Here is an 18300-nt window from a genome sequence, read left to right as displayed (position 1 = left end):
ATGCGTATCCAACGAACGTCTCTGAAATACTTGATCATCCGCTTTCGCGGATGATGACAGCGGAGAGGGCGGTGCAGCGTTCTGCCTACCCGGCCGACTTCCGCAAAATCTTCACCAGCTCGCCGTGCACGAACTCGTTGCCGCACACGACGTGGCCGGTCACCAGCGCATCGCCTGGGGTTGCGATGTCGCTGACGGTGCCGCCGGCTTCGCGCACCATGATCATGCCGGCGGCGATGTCCCAGGAATGCAAGTTGCGCTCCCAGTAGCCGTCGAGGCGGCCGGCGGCGACGAAGGCGAGGTCGAGGGAGGCGGCGCCGAAGCGGCGCAGGCCTGCGACCTGGTCCTGGATCGCGGTCATCTCGCGGCGGAAGGATTCGTGGTCGCCGCGGCCGATATGCGGCAGGCCGCAGGCGATAACGCATTCGTTGAGCTGGCGGCGGCCGGCCACCCGCAGGCGCTGGTCGTTGAGGAAGGCGCCCTTGCCGCGCTCGGCGATGTAGAGCTCGTCATTGGCGGGGTTGTAGATCACGCCCGCGATCACCGTGCCCTCGCGCGCCAGCCCAATCGAGATCGCGAATTGCGGGATGCCGTGCAGGAAGTTGGTGGTGCCGTCCAGGGGATCGACGATCCAGGTGTGGCTCTTGTCGCTGCCTTCTCGCGTGCCGCCTTCCTCGCCGATGAAGCCATAGCCAGGGCGGGCCTTGGCGAGGTCCTGGTAGAGGATCTCTTCGGCGCGCTTGTCGGCGAGCGAGACGAAATTCGCAGGGCCCTTCAGCGAGACCTGCAAGTGCTCGATCTCGCCGAGATCGCGCTTGAGGCTGCGGCCGGCGCGGCGCGCAGCTTTGACCATGACATTGATAGTTGCGGAATACAGCATGAGATCAGTCTTGATTTGCGGGAATTCGGCTGGAAGCCGCCGGATTTTGGGGACTGGGTGCCCTGCGGCCGGGCTGGCGTCAAGTCATTTGGTCCCGAGCCATTTCTTGGCGGCGGCATCGGCCTTGGCCCGGTCCTCCGGGGGCAAATCGGCCAATTGCTTGTCGAGATCGGGATCCCCCTTGCCGGCCGTCTTGGCAACCAGGTGCCATTTGAAGCCCTCGATCTTGTCGGCCGGCGTGCCCATGCCGTTGACCAGCACCCAGGCCAGCCGGTTCTGCGCGATCGGACTGTTTTGCCGGGCGGCCTTGCGAAGCAACGCCACTGCCGCGGGCTGGTTCTTCGGCGTGCCTGTGCCGTTGAACAGCGCGATCGCATATTCGAGCTCGGCATCGACATTGTCGGCGAGCGAGGCCGCCTGCAAAAGCCGCACGGCCCGCTCGATGTCCTTCGGCACGCCTGTGCCTTCCTTGTAGAAGGTTGCGAGCGCGTATTGCGCCTCGGGTAGCCCTGCATCCGCGGCCTGGCGCAGCAGCTCGGCCGAGCGCCTGACGTCCTGCGGCAGCGTCTGCCCGTCGAGATAGAGCAGCGCGAGATTATAAGCGGCCTTGGGCTCGCCGAGCTTGGCGGCGGAGGCGAGCAGCTTGACCGCATCGCCCTTGTCGACCGGGCTGCCGCGTCCGGCCATGCGCAGCATTGCGAGTTCGAACATCGCCTCGCGGTCGCCGGCATCCGACGCGCGTTGGTACCATTCGGCGGCCTTGACATAGTCGCGCTTGATGCCGAGGGCGTTGGAATAGAGCTGGCCCAGCATGGTCATCGCCTTGGGATCCCCGGCTTGCGCGCGCGGGGTGGCAAGATCGAAGGCGGTCTTGTACTGGCCGCGCTGATAGGCGCCGTACACCAGGTCGGCATTGGAATTGTCGGTCGGCGGCGCCGGGATCACGGTCGCGGCCGGCGGCGGGCTCGGCGAGGCCGAGGGCTTCGGCGCGGGCGCTGCCTCCTTCTTCTTGGTGAGTGCGTGCGGCTTCGCCGCAGATTTTTCCTTGGGATTTTCTTTGGGCTTCTCGGGCGCAGGGCTCGGCGTTGCCGCCGGCGGCGTCAGCGAGAGCTGTGCGGCCGCAGGCGCGGCGAGGAGCAAAAGAGCCAGGAACGATGTAGAGACCAGGGGCTTCATGATTGGCTGCTAGCCACGCCCCCGGTCCGCGGGCGCATCCGCATAGGCCTTCTTGATCGCGGCTTCCGCATCGACGAGCGCAGCCTTCGGCCCGCGAGGATCGGCCCAGATGAAATCGCCAACCAGCACGAAATCGGCACCTGCGGCGGCGAACTCGAAGGCTTCCGCCAATGAGATGGCAAAGCCGACGCAGGGCGGCTCGAACAGCTCGGCCCACCAGTCCAGCCGCTCCGCGACCGCTTGCACTGAGGGCCGCTGGCCCGTTGCGTCCGGTTCGCCGAACAGCACGTAATCTGCGCCCATCTCGCCTGCACTCATGGAATCATGGCGAGTGGCGAGCCCGCCGACGCCGGCGATGCGGTCGGGCTTCAGGGATGGCATGGCTTCTTCGAGTGCGGCGATGCCGATCAGATGCGCGCCATCGGCGCCGCCGCGCGCGACCAGCTCGACATGGCCATCGACGAGCAGCGCAGCGCCGGCCTTCTGCACGACCGGCGCCAGCGCCTTCACCCGCGAGATCATCGTGCGTTGATCAGTTTCCTTCAGCCGCACCAGCACGGCAGCGACGTCGGCGGCGGCGAGCAGGTCGGGCAGCTCGCCCAGGAGCGAAGCGGGATCGTCGACGAGCGGCGTCGCGAGATAGAGCCGCGGCGCCGGGCGCGCGGGAGCAGAATTGTTCGACAAGTCTAGGCCGCCTTCTTTTCGAGGCCGCTGTCCCATTCGCCGCGGCTGGCGAGTGCGTTCATCCGCGCGCGATGGGCGAAGGCCTTTTGACCGGTCGCGACGTTTTCCGCCTTGCCAGACCAGGCCTTCTGCGGCGCGGCCTGAAGCGCGCGGCCATAGGAGAAGGTCAGCCGCCACGGCAGCGGCCCGAGCCTGTTCATGGCATCGAGATGCGCGGTTGCCTCCTCGTCCGACTGGCCGCCGGAGAGGAAGGCGATGCCGGGCACGGCCGCCGGCACGCAGGCCTTGAGGAGGCGCACGGTCTTTTCCGCGACCTCCGCAACGGAGGCCTGCTTCGCACACTTCTTTCCCGAGACTGCCATGTTGGGCTTCAGCACCATGCCTTCGAGCGCGACGCGCTGCACGCGCAATTCCTGGAACGTCTTGTTGAGCACGCGCAGCGTCACGTCATAGCAGCGGTTGATGTCGTGGTCGCCGTCCATCAGCACCTCCGGCTCGACGATCGGCACGATCTGCGCGGCCTGGCACAGCGCCGCGTAACGCGCCAGCGCATGCGCGTTGACCCCGATTGCGGTCATCGAGGGGATGCCGCTGCCGATGTCGATCACCGCGCGCCATTTGGCAAAGCGCGCGCCACGCTCATAGTATTTCTTCAGGCGCTCGGCGAGCTTGTCGAGGCCGACGGTGACGAGCTCACCCGGGCACATCGGCAGGGCCTGCGTGCCTTCGTCGACCTTGATGCCGGGAATGGCGCCGCTCGCTTCGATCAGCTTCACCAGCGGGGTGCCGTCCTTCGCGTTCTGCCAGATCGTCTCGTCATAGAGGATGACGCCGGAGATGTGCTGGCTCATGGCGTCGTTGGAACGAAACAGCATCTCGCGGTAGTCGCGACGGTTGTCTTCGGTGGATTCCACGCCGATTGCATCAAAACGCTTCTTGATGGTGCCGGAGGATTCGTCGGCGGCGAGGATGCCCTTGCCGGGCGTAACCATGGCCTGTGCGACCTTGTTGAGCTCAGTCAGATTCATCGAGAGGTCCTCCCAAAACGATTCTGCCCTTGCCTGCGAAAATAGACCGTTCTCGGGCAATTGCCGAGTTAACGTTGGTCGCAGGGTAATGGGGATCGGAGGGGAGAGCGTCGAGCCACGAAGCACGCTGTCATTTCCGGGATGCGCCGGTAGGCGCAGGCCCGGAATCCATAACCCCGGTCCCTGGCTATGGATTCCGGGCTCGCCGCTGTGCGGCGCCCCGGAATGACGGAGGAGGGAGTGTTCGCTCGCTCACGCGATCTTCGGGTTGAGCTCGCCCTTGGCATAGCGCTTGGCCATTTCAGCCGTCGTCAGCACGCGCTTGATCTTGGAGGCCTGGCCCGCGGTGTTGAACTCCTGGAGCCGCTGCTTGCACAGCTTGGTCATGGCTTCCATGGCCGGCTTCAGGTACTTGCGCGGATCGAACTCCTCCGGATTGTCCTTCAGGACCTTGCGGATCTGGCCGGTCATCGCCATGCGGTTGTCGGTGTCGATGTTGATCTTGCGCACGCCGTTCTTGATGCCGCGCTGGATCTCGGCGACCGGCACGCCCCAGGTCGGCTTCATCTTGCCGCCATTGGCGTTGATGATCTCCTGAAGATCCTGCGGCACCGACGACGAACCGTGCATCACAAGGTGCGTGTTCGGCAGCTTGCGGTGGATCTCCTCGATCACGTTCATGGCGAGGATGTCGCCGTCCGGCTTGCGGGTGAACTTGTAGGCGCCGTGCGAAGTGCCCATCGCGATCGCGAGCGCGTCGACCTGGGTCTCCTTGACGAACTTCACGGCTTCGTCCGGGTTGGTCAGGAGCTGGTCGTGCGACAGCTTGCCTTCGGCGCCGTGGCCGTCTTCCTTGTCGCCCATGCCGGTCTCGAGCGAGCCGAGCACGCCGAGTTCGCCCTCCACCGAGATGCCACCGAGATGGGCCATGTCGGTCACGGTCTTGGTGACGCCGACATTGTAGCCCCAATCACCGGGGGTCTTGCCATCGGCCTTCAGCGAGCCGTCCATCATCACGGAGGTGAAACCAGCCTGGATCGCGGTCATGCAGGTCGCGGGCTCGTTGCCGTGGTCGAGATGCACGCAGACCGGAATATGCGGATAGATCTCGGTCACCGCGTCCATCATGTGCTTGAGCATGACGTCGTTGGCGTAGGAGCGCGCGCCGCGCGAGGCCTGGATGATGACGGGCGCGTCGACCTGGTTGGCCGCGTCCATGATCGCCAGCGCCTGCTCCATATTGTTGATGTTGAAGGCCGGTACGCCGTAATCGTTCTCCGCAGCATGGTCGAGCAATTGACGCAACGTGATCCGAGCCATCTGTGTTTTTCTCCCGTTTGGGCCTTCCGGCCAACTAACTTACTTGGTGCGCAAAACCTCGACGCCGGGCAGGGGCTTGCCTTCCATCCATTCAAGAAATGCGCCACCGGCGGTCGAGACATAGGTGAAATCGGAGCCGACGCCGGCCTGGTTGAGCGCCGCGACGGTGTCGCCGCCGCCCGCGATCGAAATCAGCTTCTTGGCCTTGGTGCGCTCGGCGGCGTGCTTGGCGGCCGCCACGGTGCCTCGATCGAATGGTTGCAACTCGAAAGCCCCGAGCGGGCCGTTCCAGACCAGCGTTGCCGCGTCGTCGATCGCGGCATGGATACGCGCCACCGACTGCGGGCCAACGTCGAGGATCATGCCGTCGGCCGGGATCGCATCGAGCCCATAGGCATGCGACGGTGCGTTGGCGGCAAAATGATAGGCGACAGTGGCATCCACCGGGAGGATGATGGCGCAGTTCGCGGCTTCGGCCTTCTCCATGATGCGCACCGCCGTTGCGGCGAGATCCTTCTCGGCCAGCGACTTGCCGACCGCAACGCCCTGGGCGTGCAGGAAGGTGTTGGCCATGCCACCGCCAATCACGAGCGCATCGACCTTGCTGACGAGGTTTTCCAGAAGGTCGATCTTGGTCGAGACCTTTGCGCCGCCGATGATCGCGATGACGGGCTTGGTCGGCGCTTCCAGGGCCTTCTCCAGCGCATCCAGCTCGGCCTGCATGGTGCGGCCGGCATAGGCCGGCAGCTCGCGGCCAAGGCCCTCGGTCGAGGCGTGGGCGCGGTGCGCGGCGGAGAAGGCATCATTGACCCAGATGTCGCCGAGCTTTGCCAATTCCGCGACGAAGGCGGGATCGTTCTTCTCTTCCTCTTTGTGGAAGCGGGTGTTCTCCAGGCACAGGATGTCGCCGTCGTTCAGCGCCGCTACGGCCTTGGCCGCAGGCTCGCCGATGCAGTCGTCGGCAAACGCAACCGGCTTCTTCACGACCTTCGCCAGCGCTTCGGCAACCGGCTTCAGCGAGTCCTTGGCGTCGCGGCCCTTCGGCCGGCCGAAATGCGCGAGCAGGATGACCTTGCCGCCCTTGTCGGAGATTTCGGTGATGGTCGGTGCGACGCGCTCGAGTCGCGTTGCGTCGGTGACGCGCCCGTTGTCCATGGGCACGTTGAGATCGACGCGCAGCAGCACGCGCTTGCCCTTCACGTCGACGTCGTCGAGGGTGCGAAATCTGGCCATGTCCTGATCACTCGTTAACTGGCGACGTTACGGCGCATCGCGCTCAGGTGGATTGCCTTCCTGCCTGGTCGTTACCTTGCCTCCCTGACGCATGCCGTACGCGATCAATGCGAACAGCAGCATGACGCCAGGAATTCCGATCCAGGCAGGAAGCATCGCGCCTCCGTTAGAGCACCTTGCTCATCGCAACGGCGGTGTCCGCCATGCGGTTCGAAAAACCCCACTCGTTGTCGTACCAGGACATCACGCGCACCAGCGTGCCGTTCTGCACCTTGGTCTGGTCCTCGTGGAACGTGGAGGAGTGCGGGTCGTGGTTGAAGTCGATCGAGACGTTCGGCGCCGTGGTGTAGCCGAGGATGCCCTTGAGCTGCTGCTCGGAGGCGCGCTTCATCGCCGCGTTGACTTCCTTGGCGTCGGTGGCGCGCTTGGCGACGATCTTGAGGTCGACGACCGAGACGTTCGGGGTCGGCACGCGGATCGCGACACCGTCGAGCTTGCCCTTCAGCTCCGGCAGCACGAGGCCGATCGCTTTGGCGGCACCGGTCGAGGTCGGGATCATCGACATCGCCGCGGCGCGGCCGCGGTAGAGATCCTTGTGCAGCGTGTCCAGCGTCGGCTGGTCGCCGGTGTAGGCGTGGATCGTGGTCATGAAGCCGGTCTCGATGCCGACGAGGTCGTTCAGGACCTTGGCGACCGGCGCGAGGCAGTTCGTCGTGCAGGAGCCGTTGGAGACGACCAGATGATTCTTGGTCAGCGTCTCATGGTTGACGCCGTAGACGATCGTCGCATCGGCGCCGTCGGCGGGCGCGGAGACCAGCACGCGCTTGGCGCCAGCGGTCAGATGCAAGGCGGCCTTGTCCTTCGAGGTGAAGATGCCGGTGCACTCCATCGCGATGTCGACGCCGAGATCCTTCCAGGGCAGCTTTGACGGATCGCGCTCGGCGGTCACCTTGATCTTGCCGCTGCCGAGGTTGATCGTGTCGCCATCGACGGTCACGGTTCCCGGGAAGCGGCCGTGCACGGAGTCGAAGCGGAGCAGATGCGCGTTGGTCTCGACCGGTCCGAGATCATTGATGGCGACCACCTCGACGTCCTTGCGGCCGGACTCGGCGATGGCCCGCAGGATGTTGCGGCCGATGCGGCCAAAACCGTTAATTGCAACGCGGACTGCCATCTTTCGTCTCCTTCAATGACCGTTGTCATCCCGCAGAACGCTGGCGCGCCTGCGAGGGTTTTTTAGGGCGGACGCCCGGTTCGGCCGGGCGGTACTTGATCATATGGGGAGTTTGGTAGTCCTTTTTCCCGGCAAGCTCAACTCTCAGGAAACGCGCTTCAGGACAGCGTTAACTGCAGCCTCGGCGGTAATTCCAAAGTGCTTGAAAAGGTCCTTGGCAGGCGCGCTCGCGCCGAAGGAATGCATGCCGATAAATTCACCATCCTGGCCGATCACGGCATCCCAGCCCCAGCGCACTGCGGCCTCGATCGCGACCTTGACCGGCGCGTTGCCGATGATGGCTGCACGCTTCGCCTCTGGTTGCGCTAACAAGAGCTCCAGCGAGGGCACCGAGACCACCCGCGTCGCGATGCCGCGCTCCGCGAGCTGCTTTTGGGCCGCGACCGCGATCTCGACCTCGGAGCCCGAGGCGAACAGCGTCGCCTTGGCTTCGCCCTGGGCTGCAACCAGCTCGTAGGCGCCGTACTGGCAGGGGTTCTCGTTGGCGGAACTGCGGAGCTGCGGCAGGTTCTGGCGCGTCAGCGCCAGCACGGTCGGACCGTCGATGCGGTTCAGCGCCAGCTCCCAGCACTCGGCGACCTCGATGGAGTCGCAGGGGCGGAACACGCGCATGTTCGGAATCGCGCGCAGCGCTGCGAGATGCTCGACCGGCTGATGGGTCGGGCCGTCTTCGCCAAGCCCGATGGAATCGTGAGTCATGACATACACCACGCCTGCACCCATCAAGGCGGCAATCCGCATCGCGGGCCGTGCGTAGTCCGTGAACACCAGAAAGGTCGCGCCGTTCGGCGCGAAGCCGCCGTGCAGGAAGATGCCGTTCATCGCCGCGCACATGCCGTGCTCGCGGATGCCGTAGTGGATGAAGCGGCCCTTCGGCGTCTTGGCGGAGAAGGCGACGGCCGACTTCGCCTTGTTGTTGTTGGAGCCGGTGAGATCGGCCGAACCCGCCAAGAATTCCATCGGCATCGCGGCCGCGATCGCCTCGATCGCCGCTTCCGAGGATTTGCGCGTCGCGACGTTGAGCGGATTTTCCAGAAGGCCCTTTTTGTGCGCCTTCAGCGCCTTTGCGAGCGACGCGGGGCGCTCATGGCGCAGGCGACGCTCGAACTCGGCGCGCTTGCGGCTGCCAAGTTCACTGATCCGTCCTTCCCATTCCTGACGTGCGACCGCGCCGCAGCTGCCGACCTCACGCCACGCCTTGAGCACGTCGTCGGGCACCGCGAACGGCTCGAGCGAGATGCCGAGATTTTCCTTGGCGGCCTTGAGCTCGTCGGCGCCGAGCGCCTCGCCGTGCGCCTTCGCGGTCCCGGCCTTATGCGGCGCGCCGTAGCCGATGGTGGTGCGGCAGGCGATCAGCGTCGGCTTGTTGGATTTTTTCGCACGCGTGATCGCGGCGGCGATTGCTGCCTGGTCCTGGCCGTCGATCTTCTCGGCGGCCCAGCCTGCCGACTTGAAGCGCTTCACCTGGTCGACCGAGTCTGCGATCGAGGTCGGGCCGTCGATCGAGATTCCGTTATCGTCATAGAGCACGATCAGCTTGTTCAGCTTCCAGTGCCCGGCCATGGCGATCGCTTCCTGCGACACGCCTTCCATCAGGTCGCCGTCGGAGGCAAGCACGTAGGTATGGTGGTCGACGATCTTCTTGCCGAACTCGGCGGCCAGCATCTTCTCGGCCAGCGCCATGCCGACTGCGGTGGAAATGCCCTGGCCGAGCGGGCCGGTGGTGGTCTCGATGCCCTTGGTGTGGAAGTTCTCGGGGTGACCGGGGGTCAGCGATCCCAGCTGGCGGAAGTGCTTGAGCTGGTCCAGCGTCATGTCCGCACTGCCGGTCAGGAACAGCAGCGAATAGAGCAGCATCGAGCCGTGGCCGGCCGACAGCACGAAGCGGTCGCGGTCGGGCCAGGCGGGGGCCTGGGCGTCGAATTTCAGGAACTGCGTGAACAGGACGGTCGCGACGTCGGCGGCTCCCATCGGCAGGCCGGGATGGCCGGACTTGGCCTTCTCAACCGCGTCCATCGAGAGCCCGCGGATCGCATTGGCCATACGGGTGTGATCGACCTGCGTCATGTCTGAAATCCGTCTGAAATGAGGCGCTTGGTGGCGGTGTACGCCCGCGCGGAAAGGAGCCTTTCGGCCGCTGGAAGGTCGGGGGCTGGATAGCATCTCGGTTCCGGGAGTCCAAGGCAATCGAACGTCATCCCCGGGCGAAAAGTTGCTCCAAGTTCGATCCGCAAAAAGCCGCAACAGTGATCGCGCGCGCCAGGAACCGGTCGGGGCGGGACGCCCGGCCCCGATCTATCGGTGCATAGTTTTGCCGCGGCGTTGCGCTTCGCTTCCCTGCCACGTAAATTTCTGCTTCTAAGCGCTTGCCGAACCGAGTCTTTTGCCAAGCGGCAAGTCCTGATGAAAAGGCCAACAAGGGTCCGTCGCTGACTGCATGAGCGATCGCGCTGCCAACAGTTCCGCCATGACGGAGTCCGCCGCCGTCGAGATCGAGATCGCGACCCGGAGACTTACGTCGGCGCTCGACGCGCTGGAGAGCGCGGTCGAGCGACGGCGCGATGCCGACCGCGACGAGAACGAGCTCGCGACGCGCATCCAGGCGCTCGGCACCGACCGCTCGCGACTTGCCGACGAGCTCGACGGTGCGCTGATGAAGGCGCGCAAGCTCGAGCGCACCAATCGAGAAATCTCCGATCGGCTGGATTCGGCGATCGTCACGATACGTTCGGTGCTCGATACCGGAGAGGATGGATGAGCCACATCAACGTCACCATCAACGGCCGGCAATATCGCATGGCCTGCGAGGAAGGGCAGGAGGTGCGGTTGCTGAAGCTCGCCGAAGGCCTGGAGTCGCGGATTCAGAACCTGCGCGGAAAATTCGGCGAGATCGGCGATGCGCGGCTCACCGTGATGGCGGCACTCACCGCATGCGACGAGTTGGTCGATGCCGGCAACCGCATCCGCACGCTGGAAGCCGAGGTGAACGAACTGCGGGATTTCCGCAATGCCGCCGCCGAGCGCGCCCGGATGACGCAGACCGCGGTGGTCAATGCGCTCAATGCCGCCGCCGAGCGCATCGAGAAATCGACCCAGGTCCTGAACCGGACCGTCGGCAACGGGATTGCGATCGGCTGACGATCAGGTGGGCTGGCGATTCGTCAGCGTCGTTGCTAGATTGCGGAAAGCGAAGCTGTGACGCGCGTCAGGAGCCATATATCCCCGGGGCCTTATCGATCCTTTAGGGAACTGTCCCTGGCCGGGCCCGTGGGCTCGGACATATGGTGCCCACCTACTTTCGTAGGGAACTCCGGGATCGAGTGCTTCAACGGCGTTTACGGCTTCGCGCTTTTGTTTGCCTGGTTTGTGCCTGTCGATTTGCGTCCCCGACAAAGCGTGCGATTGAATTTAGTCTCGGTGTCATGCCCCGCGAAAGCGGGGCATCCAGTACGCCGTGCTGTCGAGGATTATGCTCTGGCGTCTCTGGAATACTGGTTCGCCCGCTTTCGCGGGCGATGACGGCAGAACAAGGTTCTGCCTCAGGGAAAACGCTGATGTCCAACTCCAAAGCCGAACTCCGTGCCAAGGCTCTCGCCAAGCGCGACGCGCTCAGCGAGAAGAAGCGCAGTGCCGCCGCCGCAAAGCTCGGCAAGCGCGGCCTGCCGTTCGAGATCGTGCCTGGCAGCATCGTCTCCGGCTATTCGCCGATCCGCAGCGAGATCGATCCGGTGCCCCTGATGCAGAAGCTCGCGGCCGAAGGCGCGCGGCTGGCGCTGCCCTGCGTCACCACGCGCGGCAAGTCACTGATCTTCCGCATCTGGCATCCGAGCGACCGGCTGATGCTCGGCCCGCTCGGCATCCCCGAGCCCTCGCCGGCGGCGGCCGAGGTCATCCCCGACATCATGCTGACGCCGCTTGCCGCGTTCGACCGTCTCGGCCACCGTATCGGCTATGGCGCGGGACATTACGACTTCACCTTCGCGCATTTGCGCAAGACCAGGCATGTCGTCGGCGTCGGGCTCGCTTTTGCGGCGCAGGAGATCGAGGCTGTTCCCGCACTATCGCACGACGTCGCGCTGGATTATGTGCTAACGGAAACGGACGTGTTCGATTTCCGGAGTTCTGAAGTTGCGCATTCTCTTCGTGGGTGACGTCGTCGGCCGGGCCGGCCGCGCGGCGATCGCCGAGCACCTGCCCAACATGGTTCGCGACTGGTCGCTCGATTTCGTCGTCGTCAACGGCGAAAATTCCGCCGGCGGTTTCGGCATCACGGAAGCGATCTATCAGGAGCTGCTCGACGCCGGCGCCGACGCAGTCACGCTCGGCAACCATTCCTGGGATCAGCGCGAGGCGCTGGTGTTCATCGAGCGCGCCGAGCGCCTGGTGCGTCCGGCGAACTATCCGCGCGGCACGCCGGGCCGCGGCGCCGCTCTGGTCGAGACCAAGAACGGCCGCCGCGCGCTCGTCATCAACGCGCTGGGCCGTGTCTTCATGACGCCGTTCGATGATCCCTTCGCCGCGCTCGAGCGCGAGCTCGGCGCCTGTCCGCTGCGCGAGGCGGCCGATGCGATCGTGGTCGATTTTCATTGCGAGGCGACCAGCGAGAAGCAGGGCATCGGCTTCTTCTGTGACGGCCGCGCCAGCCTCGTCGTCGGCACGCATACCCATGTGCCCACCGCCGACCACCAGATCCTCCCCGGCGGCACCGCCTACATGACCGATGCCGGCATGACCGGCGACTACGATTCGATCATCGGCATGCAAAAGGAAGAGCCGCTGCGCCGTTTCACCTCCGGGATTCCGTCCGGCCGTTTCGAGGCGGCGATGGGCGTGGCTACACTCAGCGGCGTCGCGGTGGAGACGGATGATGCAACCGGCCTCGCACTGCGTATCGCGCCGGTGCGTGCGGGCGGGCGGCTCGAGCCGGCAACGCCAAGGTTTTGGTTGAGCTGACTGGCGTCGCCACTCGTCCTGGCTTTCGCCAGGACGACCACGGGGAGCGCCTGCGCCGTCACCCCTGCCTAAACCCCATCCGAAACGCGCCCCAGTGCTTGCCCTTGACCGTGATCGGTGAGGACAAATCCTTCATCAGCACGAACTGGCCGCCGCCCATGTCACGGCGATAGGTTTGCAGCAGGAACGGTTTTGTGTTCGCCGCGACCTTCTTTACCGCGCGGTCGTTGAACAGGCGACGATTACGGCAATTGGCGTTGTTCCAGACGGGGTCCTTGCCCTGCGGCAGGCGATAGTTCGGATTGTGGGTCGGCAGATAGCCGCCCTTTGCCCAGGCGACACAAAACACGATGCGCGGATCCGACTTCTGGATCGGGTCCTGGATCGCCGGCAGCACGCGGTCGGTGAAGTCGACGTAGCTGGTGAGAAATTGCTTGGGATCGGTGCCGGGAATCTCGCGATACGTCTCGTCCATGAGCTGATTGAGCGTGATCTCGCCGCGGTCGATCGCGGCCTCGAATTCGGCCGAGATGCGCCTGGCGGTGTCGACGACGACCTGGATCAGCGGCGCGTCCGACGTCTCCACGCCGCTGTCGGCGATCAGCGCGATCAGGGCCTCGGAGGTGTCGAGCAGCTTTGCCACCCGCTCGTCGGCATTCCTGAGATCGCGCGAGGAGAGATCGACGCCCTTGGCAAGCTCGCTGAGCTCCGAGATCACGGTATCGCAATGGCCGAGATTGGACGTCGCGGCGCGCGCGACGCTGTCGATCTCCGCGCCCACGGACGCAAAGCCCTGCTGTACGCGGCTGATGATGCCCGAGATCTGCTGCGCGCCGTCGCCGGCGTTCTTCGCACGCAGCGAGGCATCGCCGCTTTCACCGATCAGGCTGCCGATCTGGCCGTCGAGATCGCGCACGGTATCCGAGATCTGTTGCGTGGCCTGCCGGGTCGCTTCCGCAAGGCTCTTCACCTCGCTCGCCACGACCGCGAAGCCGCGCCCGGCGCTGCCCGCGCGCGCGGCCTCGATAGTGGCGTTGAGCGCGAGCAGGTTGGTCTGCTTCGCGATCGCCTCGATCGAGCCGGAGACCTTGGCGACCTGGCTCAGCGCCGAGCCGACCGCGGCGAGCCGCGACTCGATGCGCGCGACGGCTGCGACGAGCTCGGAGATGTGGCTGACCGCGGTCTCGACCACGTCGCGCGACTGCGCGATCTCGCCGACTGCGGTGGATGTCGTCGTTTGCACCGCCTGCGAGGCATTGGCGATCTCGCGATTGGCCGAGACCATCGTCTCCGCCGTCTTCTGTAGATGGTGAAATCGCTCCGACTGGCTGGCGACGCGGTTCGCGACCTCCTGGACGTTGCCGGCGATGTCGGCGAGCTCAACCCCGAGGCCGCCGATGCGATCGGCGAGCTGGTCTATGAGGCGTTCGGCCAGCGTCCGGTTGGATGACGTGTCCATGACTGCACGCTGCACGACGGACATGTTCGAACTTCCTCCAGTCGGAGTCGCCTATCGACTCACTGCTGCATTCCCATTCCGACAAAGCGTGATTCGCTTTAATGCTGATTCGCGCTTTGCCGTCTTGCCTGAGCGTGCACTCAAGCACGAATGACTTCAGGGCGAACTGTCATCGCGCTTCAGGTCTTTGTTTGCGCATGATCTTTTCGCAAGCGCTCCGTACTTCCCCGGATCATGCTTTAGAGCTTGTAGGCGGTCCGGAACCCGCCCCAATGCCGGCCCTGCACGCGGATCGGTACGTCGATCTCGCGCATCATCACCGTGTTGCCGTTGCCCATGTCGCGCGCGTAGCTCTGCACCAGGTAGGAGCGCAGATTGCGCGCCGCAGCGAGGCCCGCCGGGTCGTTGAAGATGCGCCGATTGCGACTGTTCGCTGTGTTCCAGGCGACATCGCCAGGGCGCTGCGGATGCGAATAGATATTGTTGTGCACCGGCAGGAAGCCGTTACGGTCGACCATGGCGCAGAAGGCCATGCGTGGGTCCCTGGCCAGAAATGCTTCCTGGAAGGAGGGGAGGGCGCGGTCGGCCCAGTCGAGATATCTTGTGCGGTACTGCTGCGGATTGGTGCCTGATATTTCAGCGTAGTCGGTATCGAAGAGATCGTCGAGCCTGACCTCGCCGCGCGCGACCGCCTGCTCGAAGATCTTCGTCAGCGCAGCGCCCGCTTCCATCGCGCGAGTCACGAATTCGGTGTTTTCCTCGTGAATCGACCAGAGCTTGTCCTCGATCTTTTCGCGCAGCTCGGCATGCGGCGAGACGAACTGCGCCCGCGCGCCGGCCTTGGACTGCTCGGCGATGCGCAGGCGGCAGGCGCCGATATCATGGAGCAGGCCATCGATGGTCTCGTGCACTGAAAGCCTCGCGGCATCCGCGCCGCCGATCAGGACGCCGTCCATCGCAATCTCGTAGACCGGCATCGTCGCGCGGCCGCCCTTGATCTCGAGCTTGAGATGGCAGGGCAGCCGCTCGGTCTTGCGGCGGGCGTCGCCGTCGCTCTGCCTGAGCAGCACCGCGCAGCGCGATTTCAGCTTCTGCGCGAACGTCGTGACCGCCTTGCCGGCGCTGGAGACGCTTTCGCCATGCGCTTCCGCCGCCTTGGTGGCGGCATCGATCTCGGCGGCGCTGTCGCCCACGGATATGATGAATTGGGATGCGGTCGCGGCGTTGCCAGAGACCTCGCTGGTGGTCGCGGTCTGCTCGGCGACCGCACCATTGACGGTGTCGAACACTGGGCGGATCGCCTCGATTGCCTGCGAGATGCGATGCACGGCTTCCGCCGAGCCTGCCGCGTCCTTTTGCAGCGCCTCGATCTTCCTGGTGATCTCCTCGGTCGCGCCCTGGGTCTGCACCGCGAGCGCCTTCACCTCGGTCGCAACGACGGCAAAGCCTTTTCCGGCCGCGCCGGCGCGCGCCGCCTCGATGGTCGAGTTCAGCGCGAGCAGCGTGGTCTGGCGCGCGATCTGCGCGATCAGGTTGACGACGTTGCCGATCGCGGCCGAGGATTCGCGAAGGCGGTCGACATTGGCGCGGGCCTCTTGTGCGGCGGCGCTGGCAGCATCGGCGAGCTTGCCGGCCTCGCGGACCTGCGCGCCGATGCCCTGCGCCGACTGGGTGAATTTCTCGGCCGCGCTGGCAAAGGTGGTCGCGGTCGATTGCGCGGCGCTGCTGCGCCCCGTGAGCGCGTCGGTGCGCTGGCGGATGGTCGCGAGCGTGTTGGCGGTCGCTTCCGCCCCGCCGGCGACCGATTGGGCGGCGCGCTCGAGCTGGCGGATCATCGCGCCGAGCTCGAGTTCCAGGAGCTCGAGAATTTCCCTGGCTGAATCGCCCTCCGGTGCGGCAACGGGCTCGGCGACGGCTTGGGCCGCCTGCGGGAGAGCCGCGTGCGCGGCCTGTTCCGGCCGACGTTTCCGAAGTAGTCCGAAGGCCATCAGGTCACTCTTGTCGGGGGACGGGATGAGGATATTTTCACATCCCGAAATGAAGTCAGGGTTAACAAGTGCCTATGGCGAGGCATCTGGCCCTACGATATTACCTTCAAGTATGCTCTTTCATTCCGGGGGGCTCGCGGCCTATAAGGCCCGCGCTTCGATCCCTTATCTTGCCCCTTACCTTGGCTGACGATTCCTCAGAGACCACGCATGGCCGGACATTCCCAATTCAAGAACATCATGCACCGCAAGGGGCGGCAGGATGCGCAGAAGTCGAAGCTCTTCGGCAAGCTGGCCCGCGAAATCACCGTCGCGGCCAAGCTCGGCACGCCCGATCCCAACATGAATCCGCGCCTGCGCGCGGCCGTGATCGCGGCGCGCCAGGAGAACATGCCGAAGGACAATATCGAGCGCGCCATCAAGAAGGCGCTCGGCAGTGACGGTGAGAACTATGACGAGATCCGCTACGAGGGCTATGGCCCCGGCGGCGTCGCAGTCATCGTCGAGGCGCTGACCGACAATCGCAACCGCGCGGCCTCCGACATCCGCTCCTTCTTCACCAAATCCGGCGGCAATCTCGGCGAAACCGGCTCGGTGTCCTTCATGTTCGACCGCACCGGCATCATCGAATATGACCGCAGCGTCGCTTCCGACGATGCAGTGCTCGATGCCGCGATCGAGGCCGGCGCCGACGACGTCATCTCGGGCGAGAACGGCCATGAGATCTACGCCTCGACCGAGAGCTACCGCGATGTGGCCAAGGCGCTCGAGGCGAAGTTCGGCGAGCCGCGCAAGGCCGCGCTGATCTGGAAGCCGCAGAACACGGTGGCCGTCGACGACGAGACCGGCGAGAAGCTGCTCAAGCTGATGGACCTGCTCAACGAGCACGACGACGTCCAGAACGTCTACGCCAATTTCGAGGTGTCAGACGCGCTGATCGCGAAGATCGGTGGCTGAGGCCGCGCTCGTGTCCCGGACGCGGCGCAGCGCGAAGCGGTGCGCCGCAGAGCCGGACCCACGGCGCCTCGATTGCGGGCGGCGGCATGGGCCCCGGTTCAGCAGCGCACTGCTTCGCAATTTGCTGCGCCCGGGGCACGAGACCTCGCACTTCCCCAGGGGACTTTCGTTCCGTTTCTGTTTCCCTCCCTCCGGCCAGCGGCTATCACTGGCCCATGACCGCGCTTCCGATTCGCCATCCCGTCCGCATCATCGGCATCGACCCAGGCCTGCGCCGCACCGGTTGGGGCGTGATCGAGGCCGAGGGCAATCGCCTCGTCTATCTCGCCTGCGGCTCGGTGGAACCGCCGGAGGGGGCGCCGCTGTCGAGCCGGCTGCTGGCGATCCATGAGGGGCTGGCTGCCGTGCTCTCGCATCACAAGCCGATGGAAGCCGCGGTCGAGCAGACCTTCGTCAACAAGGACGGCGTCGCGACGTTGAAGCTCGGCCAGGCTCGCGGCGTCGCCATGCTGGCGCCCGCGATGTTCGGCATCACGGTGGCCGAATACGCGCCAAACCAGGTCAAGAAGACCGTGGTCGGTGCCGGTCACGCCGACAAGAACCAGATCGCAGTGATGCTGAAGATCCTCTTGCCCAAGGCCGAGCCGCCGTCCTCTGATGCCGCCGACGCTCTCGCCATCGCCATCACCCACGCCCATCATCGCCAAAGCGCCGCCCTGCGGCTGAAGGTGGTGGGCATATGATCGGCAAGCTCAAAGGCCTGATCGATTCCTATGGCGAGGATTTCGTGATCCTCGACGTCGGCGGCGTCGGCTACCAGGTGCATTGCTCAACGCGCACGCTGCAGCATCTGCCCTCACCCGGCGAAGCTGCCGTGCTGTCGATCGAAACCTACGTCCGAGAGGATCAGATCAAGCTGTTCGGCTTCCGCACCGACCAGGAGCGCGAATGGTTTCGCCTGCTTCAGACCGTGCAGGGCGTCGGAGCCAAGGTTGCCCTTGCCGTGCTCGGCACACTGTCGCCGCCTGACCTAGCGAATGCGATCGCACTGCGCGACAAGGCCGCGGTGTCGCGCACGCCGGGCGTCGGCCCCAAGGTCGCCGAGCGCATAGTCACTGAACTAAAGGATAAGGCGCCGGCCTTCGCCAATGTCGACCCGGCGGTCGTTCATCTTGCCGGCGCCGTCGACGACCAACGCGCCCCGCGCCCCGTTGCGGACGCGATCTCAGCGCTGGTCAATCTCGGCTACGGCCAGCCGCAGGCGGCGGCTGCCATTGCCACGGCGTCACGCAATGCCGGCGAGAATGCGGAAACCGCGCAGCTCATTCGCCTGGGTCTGAAAGAATTGTCGAAATAGACTATCCTGCGCGGCCGCTGACTGACGAAGG

At 65.2% G+C, this 18300-nt stretch carries 18 protein-coding genes and 1 other RNA gene; 8 read left to right on the top strand and 11 right to left on the bottom strand.

Annotated features, from left to right (window positions below; translation table 11 throughout):
* Nucleotides 1-85: 85 nt before the first annotated feature.
* The 9 genes from SO156_RS18905 to tkt all read right to left on the bottom strand — a co-directional run bounded on the left by SO156_RS18905 (nt 86) and on the right by tkt (nt 9622).
* A complete protein-coding gene (locus SO156_RS18905; protein ID WP_458151187.1) occupies nt 86-880 on the bottom strand; it encodes an inositol monophosphatase family protein in 795 nt (264 codons plus the stop codon).
* Nucleotides 881-964: 84 nt separating this feature from the next.
* Nucleotides 965-2056, bottom strand: coding sequence for a tetratricopeptide repeat protein (locus SO156_RS18900; protein WP_498535859.1), 1092 nt, complete (start codon nt 2054-2056; stop codon nt 965-967).
* A 9-nt stretch (nt 2057-2065) separates the two neighbouring features.
* On the bottom strand, nt 2066-2740 hold the full coding sequence (locus SO156_RS18895) for a thiamine phosphate synthase (protein WP_498535858.1): 675 nt from the start codon (nt 2738-2740) through the stop codon (nt 2066-2068).
* Nucleotides 2741-2742: 2 nt separating this feature from the next.
* Nucleotides 2743-3768: a class I fructose-bisphosphate aldolase gene (locus SO156_RS18890; RefSeq protein WP_498535857.1), complete on the bottom strand. Its 1026-nt coding sequence runs from the start codon at nt 3766-3768 to the stop codon at nt 2743-2745.
* Nucleotides 3769-4020: 252 nt separating this feature from the next.
* The gene (gene fba / locus SO156_RS18885; protein WP_498535856.1) at nt 4021-5088 is read right to left on the bottom strand and encodes a class II fructose-bisphosphate aldolase; all 1068 of its coding nucleotides are present in this window, start codon (nt 5086-5088) and stop codon (nt 4021-4023) included.
* A gap of 39 nt (nt 5089-5127) precedes the next feature.
* Entirely contained in the window at nt 5128-6321 is a 1194-nt protein-coding gene (locus SO156_RS18880; RefSeq protein ID WP_458151192.1) for a phosphoglycerate kinase, read from the bottom strand.
* Nucleotides 6322-6348: 27 nt separating this feature from the next.
* Nucleotides 6349-6477 carry a hypothetical protein gene (locus SO156_RS18875; protein WP_498535855.1) on the bottom strand — a complete coding sequence of 43 codons (129 nt, stop codon included), beginning with the start codon at nt 6475-6477 and terminating at the stop codon, nt 6349-6351.
* Nucleotides 6478-6487: 10 nt separating this feature from the next.
* The gene (gene gap, locus SO156_RS18870) at nt 6488-7495 is read right to left on the bottom strand and encodes a type I glyceraldehyde-3-phosphate dehydrogenase (RefSeq protein WP_498535854.1); all 1008 of its coding nucleotides are present in this window, start codon (nt 7493-7495) and stop codon (nt 6488-6490) included.
* A 144-nt stretch (nt 7496-7639) separates the two neighbouring features.
* Nucleotides 7640-9622, bottom strand: a complete 1983-nt coding sequence (gene tkt / locus SO156_RS18865; protein WP_498535853.1) for a transketolase — start codon at nt 9620-9622, stop codon at nt 7640-7642.
* A gap of 370 nt (nt 9623-9992) precedes the next feature.
* On the opposite strand from tkt, the gene SO156_RS18860 reads away from it, so the two are divergent.
* The 5 genes from SO156_RS18860 to SO156_RS18840 all read left to right on the top strand — a co-directional run bounded on the left by SO156_RS18860 (nt 9993) and on the right by SO156_RS18840 (nt 12508).
* Nucleotides 9993-10313: a DUF4164 domain-containing protein gene (locus SO156_RS18860; RefSeq protein WP_027521842.1), complete on the top strand. Its 321-nt coding sequence runs from the start codon at nt 9993-9995 to the stop codon at nt 10311-10313.
* Nucleotides 10310-10693, top strand: a complete 384-nt coding sequence (locus SO156_RS18855; RefSeq protein WP_027521843.1) for a cell division protein ZapA — start codon at nt 10310-10312, stop codon at nt 10691-10693. Before SO156_RS18860 ends, SO156_RS18855 begins: the two co-directional genes overlap by 4 nt.
* Nucleotides 10694-10742: 49 nt before the next feature.
* A non-coding RNA gene (ssrS, locus tag SO156_RS18850) (6S RNA) lies at nt 10743-10903 on the top strand.
* Nucleotides 10904-11109: 206 nt separating this feature from the next.
* Nucleotides 11110-11706, top strand: coding sequence for a 5-formyltetrahydrofolate cyclo-ligase (locus SO156_RS18845; protein WP_458151196.1), 597 nt, complete (start codon nt 11110-11112; stop codon nt 11704-11706).
* Nucleotides 11684-12508 carry a TIGR00282 family metallophosphoesterase gene (locus SO156_RS18840; RefSeq protein ID WP_498535852.1) on the top strand — a complete coding sequence of 275 codons (825 nt, stop codon included), beginning with the start codon at nt 11684-11686 and terminating at the stop codon, nt 12506-12508. The genes SO156_RS18845 and SO156_RS18840 overlap by 23 nt, the downstream gene beginning before the upstream one ends.
* 58 nt (nt 12509-12566) lie before the next feature.
* Here the strand turns inward: SO156_RS18840 and SO156_RS18835 are convergent, their stop codons facing one another.
* Together SO156_RS18835 and SO156_RS18830 are read right to left on the bottom strand one after the other, a co-directional pair.
* Nucleotides 12567-13991, bottom strand: coding sequence for a methyl-accepting chemotaxis protein (locus SO156_RS18835; RefSeq protein ID WP_498535851.1), 1425 nt, complete (start codon nt 13989-13991; stop codon nt 12567-12569).
* 215 nt (nt 13992-14206) lie between these two features.
* Nucleotides 14207-15955 (bottom strand): methyl-accepting chemotaxis protein, encoded by a 1749-nt coding sequence (locus SO156_RS18830; RefSeq protein ID WP_498535850.1) that lies wholly within the window; start codon nt 15953-15955, stop codon nt 14207-14209.
* A 210-nt stretch (nt 15956-16165) separates the two neighbouring features.
* Between SO156_RS18830 and SO156_RS18825 the strand changes: the two genes are divergently transcribed.
* From SO156_RS18825 to ruvA, 3 genes are all read left to right on the top strand, one after another.
* Complete coding sequence (locus SO156_RS18825; RefSeq protein WP_498535849.1) at nt 16166-16912, top strand: YebC/PmpR family DNA-binding transcriptional regulator; 747 nt, start codon at nt 16166-16168, stop codon at nt 16910-16912.
* A 215-nt stretch (nt 16913-17127) separates the two neighbouring features.
* A complete protein-coding gene (ruvC, locus tag SO156_RS18820) occupies nt 17128-17655 on the top strand; it encodes a crossover junction endodeoxyribonuclease RuvC (RefSeq protein WP_498535848.1) in 528 nt (175 codons plus the stop codon).
* The gene (ruvA, locus tag SO156_RS18815) at nt 17652-18269 is read left to right on the top strand and encodes a Holliday junction branch migration protein RuvA (RefSeq protein WP_458149395.1); all 618 of its coding nucleotides are present in this window, start codon (nt 17652-17654) and stop codon (nt 18267-18269) included. Before ruvC ends, ruvA begins: the two co-directional genes overlap by 4 nt.
* Nucleotides 18270-18300 lie beyond the last annotated feature (31 nt).

It is taken from the genome of Bradyrhizobium sp. UFLA05-125, from assembly GCF_059803515.1.
This window is presented reverse-complemented; position numbering and strand designations above follow the sequence as displayed.

What these genes read in the sequence shown, in the direction of transcription:
- gap (WP_498535854.1), bottom strand. Translation starts at nt 7,495, where the DNA reads ATGGCAGTCCGCGTTGCAATTAACGGTTTTGGCCGCATCGGCCGCAAC.
- SO156_RS18845 (WP_458151196.1), top strand. Translation starts at nt 11,110, where the DNA reads ATGTCCAACTCCAAAGCCGAACTCCGTGCCAAGGCTCTCGCCAAGCGC.
- ruvC (WP_498535848.1), top strand. Translation starts at nt 17,128, where the DNA reads ATGACCGCGCTTCCGATTCGCCATCCCGTCCGCATCATCGGCATCGAC.
- SO156_RS18830 (WP_498535850.1), bottom strand. Translation starts at nt 15,955, where the DNA reads ATGGCCTTCGGACTACTTCGGAAACGTCGGCCGGAACAGGCCGCGCAC.
- SO156_RS18855 (WP_027521843.1), top strand. Translation starts at nt 10,310, where the DNA reads ATGAGCCACATCAACGTCACCATCAACGGCCGGCAATATCGCATGGCC.
- SO156_RS18860 (WP_027521842.1), top strand. Translation starts at nt 9,993, where the DNA reads ATGAGCGATCGCGCTGCCAACAGTTCCGCCATGACGGAGTCCGCCGCC.
- SO156_RS18890 (WP_498535857.1), bottom strand. Translation starts at nt 3,768, where the DNA reads ATGAATCTGACTGAGCTCAACAAGGTCGCACAGGCCATGGTTACGCCC.
- SO156_RS18825 (WP_498535849.1), top strand. Translation starts at nt 16,166, where the DNA reads ATGGCCGGACATTCCCAATTCAAGAACATCATGCACCGCAAGGGGCGG.
- tkt (WP_498535853.1), bottom strand. Translation starts at nt 9,622, where the DNA reads ATGACGCAGGTCGATCACACCCGTATGGCCAATGCGATCCGCGGGCTC.
- SO156_RS18900 (WP_498535859.1), bottom strand. Translation starts at nt 2,056, where the DNA reads ATGAAGCCCCTGGTCTCTACATCGTTCCTGGCTCTTTTGCTCCTCGCC.
- SO156_RS18905 (WP_458151187.1), bottom strand. Translation starts at nt 880, where the DNA reads ATGCTGTATTCCGCAACTATCAATGTCATGGTCAAAGCTGCGCGCCGC.
- ruvA (WP_458149395.1), top strand. Translation starts at nt 17,652, where the DNA reads ATGATCGGCAAGCTCAAAGGCCTGATCGATTCCTATGGCGAGGATTTC.
- SO156_RS18835 (WP_498535851.1), bottom strand. Translation starts at nt 13,991, where the DNA reads ATGTCCGTCGTGCAGCGTGCAGTCATGGACACGTCATCCAACCGGACG.
- SO156_RS18875 (WP_498535855.1), bottom strand. Translation starts at nt 6,477, where the DNA reads ATGCTTCCTGCCTGGATCGGAATTCCTGGCGTCATGCTGCTGTTCGCA.
- SO156_RS18880 (WP_458151192.1), bottom strand. Translation starts at nt 6,321, where the DNA reads ATGGCCAGATTTCGCACCCTCGACGACGTCGACGTGAAGGGCAAGCGC.
- fba (WP_498535856.1), bottom strand. Translation starts at nt 5,088, where the DNA reads ATGGCTCGGATCACGTTGCGTCAATTGCTCGACCATGCTGCGGAGAAC.